General features: G+C 73.8%; 1 protein-coding gene. It reads right to left on the reverse strand.

The features are described 5' to 3' along the window. Window positions 1-203: 203 nt before the first annotated feature. Complete coding sequence (locus ACF07N_RS22830) at window positions 204-3317, reverse strand: beta-ketoacyl synthase N-terminal-like domain-containing protein (RefSeq protein WP_392115788.1); 3114 nt, start codon at window positions 3315-3317, stop codon at window positions 204-206. Window position 3318 lies beyond the last annotated feature (1 nt).

The following is a 3318-nucleotide window of genomic DNA, read 5'->3' on the forward strand; positions in this document are numbered from 1 at the left end:
GAACGCAAACGGATCAACCCCTCAACACATAGGCCCGGGAAGCGGAGGAATGCGCAGAATTTCGCAGATCACCTCCACCTTCACGGAGGTGGATCAGCCGGTCAAGACATTCCGGTACCGGGGCGCGACGGACCGCGGCGGACCTTGCGGTGTCCCGCCGGCGGGACATCCCGCGAGGCATCGAGCGCCCCGGACCTGGGGAGTCACCGCGCCACGCGGCCGGTCATCGAGGACATGATGTGTCCGGTCATCAGTTTCGGTGTGGGGTGGCGCAGCACCACGTTCGCTTTCAGTTTGATGCCCGTCGTCGCGGCCAGACGTTTGCTCAGCTCAACGGAGAGCATCGAGTCGAATCCCATGTCCCCGAATTTCTGGTCGGGGTCGATGGCGGTGGCGGAGGGGTGACCGAGGACGAGAGCGACCTTTTCCAGGACGTGCTCCAGTACGAGTGCCTCCGCGTCCCCGTCGGGGAGGGTGGCGAGCTTGTCCATCAGGGGCAGGAGTTGCTCGTCCCGCGCGGGCAGTGCGGTCGGCGGCGGGACCGCCGCCACCGCCGTCTGCGGGGAGGCGCTCAGCCAGTAGTGCCGGTGCTGGAAGGCGTAGGTCGGCAGGTCGACGACACGGGCTCCCCGGCCCGCGAACACCGCCGGCCAGTCGACGTCCACTCCCCGGACCCACGCCTCACCGAGGGAGGTGCAGAACCGCTCCGGACCGCCCTGGCCCCGGCGCAGCGAACCCACCGCAGCGACCTCGTCGCCCGCCTCCTCCGCGATCTCCAGCACTCCCCAGGTCAGCACCGGATGCGCGCTGGACTCCACGAAGACGCGGAAGCCGTCGGCCAGCAACGACCGCACCACCGGCTCGAAGGCCACCGGGCGGCGGCAGTTGTCGAACCAGTACCCGGCGTCCAGCTCCGAGCCGTCCAGTACGCCCCCGGTCACCGTCGAGTAGAACGGCACCGTGCCCGCCCGGGGCCGGACGAAGCCGAGCAGGTCGGCGATCCGCCCGCGCAGCCGGTCCACCTGCGCGCAGTGCGAGGCCACCGTCGCCGGCACCACTCGCGCCCGCACGCCCTCCGCCTCCAGGCCGGCGACCAGTTGCTCCAGAGCGTCCACTTCACCGGCCACGGTCACCGCCCGGGGCCCGTTGACCCCGGCGACCGACAGCCGCTCCCCGAACGGCGCCAGGCGCGCCTCGGTCTCCGCCCGGCCCAGCGCCACCGAGGCCACCGCGCCACGCCCCACCAGCTCATCGGCGAACAGCTGCGACCGCGCCACCACCAGGTGCGCCGCGTCCTCGAGCGACAGCGCCCCGGACACGCAGGCGGCGGCGATCTCCCCCTGGGAACTGCCCACCACCGCCGCCGGCACGACTCCACAGGCCCGCCACAGCTCCGCCAGGGACACCATCACCGCGAACAGGACCGGCTGCACCACCTCGATCCGCTGCAGCGACGGGGCTCCGTCCACCTGCCGCAGCACATCCAGCACCCGCCACGGCACATGGGCCTCGACCGCCCGCGCGCACTCCTCGAGCCGGGCCGCGAACACCGGCGAGGAGTCGGCCAACTCCACCGCCATTCCCTCCCATTGCGCCCCCTGGCCGGGGAAGACGAACACCGTCTTGCCGTCGATGTCGGCCGTTCCGCGTACGGCGGGGTCGGCGAGCTGTTCCCGCAGCCGTTCCCGGTCGGCGCCGATCACGACGGCGCGGTGCTCGAACGCGGACCGTGACACCGCGAGCGACAGTCCCACGTCGGCGACCGGCGCGCCGGGGCCGGTGGCCGCGAAGTCCGCCAGCCGCCGCGCCTGCGCCGCCAGGGCGGCCGGGCTCCTGCCCGACACCGGCCAGGGCACCGGCCCGTCGGCGAGGACCGGGGCGGGGCCGCCGTCCGGCCGGGGCAGCGGCCGCGGCGGCTCCTCCTCCAGGATCACGTGGGCGTTGGTGCCGCTGACCCCGAAGGACGACACCCCGGCCCGCCGCGGACCGTCCCGCCGGGGCCACGCGCGGCCCTCCACCAGCAGTTCGACCGCGCCGGACGACCAGTCCACGTGCGGTGAGGGCGCCTTCACGTGGAGGGTCCGCGGCAGGTGGCCGTGGCGCATGGCCATCACCATCTTGATCACCCCGGCGACCCCGGCGGCGGCCTGGGCGTGGCCCATGTTCGACTTCACGGACCCCAGCCAGAGCGGCCGGTCCGCGGCCCGGTCCCGCCCGTAGGCCGCCAGCAGCGCACCCGCCTCGATGGGGTCGCCCAGCGAGGTCCCGGTGCCGTGCGCCTCGACCACGTCGACCTCGCGGGCCGCGACTCCGGCGTTGGCGAGCGCCTTCCTGATCACCTTCTCCTGGGCGCGGCCGTTGGGGGCGGTGAGCCCGTTGCTGGCCCCGTCCTGGTTCACCGCGGAACCGCGCAGGACCGCCAGCACCGGGTGGCCGTTGCGGCGGGCGTCGGACAACCGCTCCAGCAGCAGCACGCCGACGCCCTCGGCCCAGCCGGTTCCGTCGGCTCCGTCGGAGAAGGCCTTGCAGCGGCCGTCGGCCGACAGCGCGCGCTGCCGGGAGAACTCCACGAGCACCGCGGGCGCCGACATCACCGAGGCCCCGCCGGCCAGCGCGAGCGAGCACTCGCCCGTGCGCAGCGACTGGGCGGCCAGGTGCATCGCCACCAGCGACGACGAGCAGGCCGTGTCCACCGACACCGCCGGCCCCGTGAACCCCATCCCGTACGCCACGCGGCCGGAGGCGACGCTGAGTGTGCTGCCGTGCAGCAGGTAGCCCTCCAGCTCGTGCGCACCCGCCTCCAGGAAGCGCGCCCCGTACTCGGGCGAACTGATCCCGGTGAAGACGCCCACGTCGGTTCCGCGGACCTCGGCGGGCACGATGCCGGCCCGCTCGAACACCTCCCACGAGGTCTCCAGCAGCAGGCGCTGCTGCGGGTCGGTCGCCAGTGCCTCGCGCGGACTGATGCCGAAGAACTCGGCGTCGAAGGCGCCCACGTCCGTCAGGAAGCCTCCCTGGCGCACGTACGAGCTGCCGGCGGCGTCGGGGTCCGGGTCGTACACGTCCCGCCAGCCGCGGTCCTGCGGGACGTCGTCCACGACGTCCCGGCCGTCGCGGACCACCTCCCACAGGTCCTCCGGCGAGGACACGCCGCCCGGGTAGCGGCACGCCATGGCCACCACGGCGATCGGCTCGCCGCGGCCGGCCCTGAGGGCGTCGTTCTCCTGCCGCAGGCGGTCGCGTTCCTCCAGCAGTGTGCGGAGAGCCCGCTGGACCCGGTCCGCGTCCTCCGTCGTGCGATCCGGCGGGTTGGTCATG

Origin of the sequence: Streptomyces sp. NPDC015242, assembly GCF_043079125.1 — a bacterium.
GTDB lineage: Bacteria > Actinomycetota > Actinomycetes > Streptomycetales > Streptomycetaceae > Streptomyces.

Bases quoted from the DNA above. Each gene is read 5' to 3' on its own strand.
- ACF07N_RS22830 (WP_392115788.1), bottom strand. From the start codon at position 3,317: ATGACCAACCCGCCGGATCGCACGACGGAGGACGCGGACCGGGTCCAG.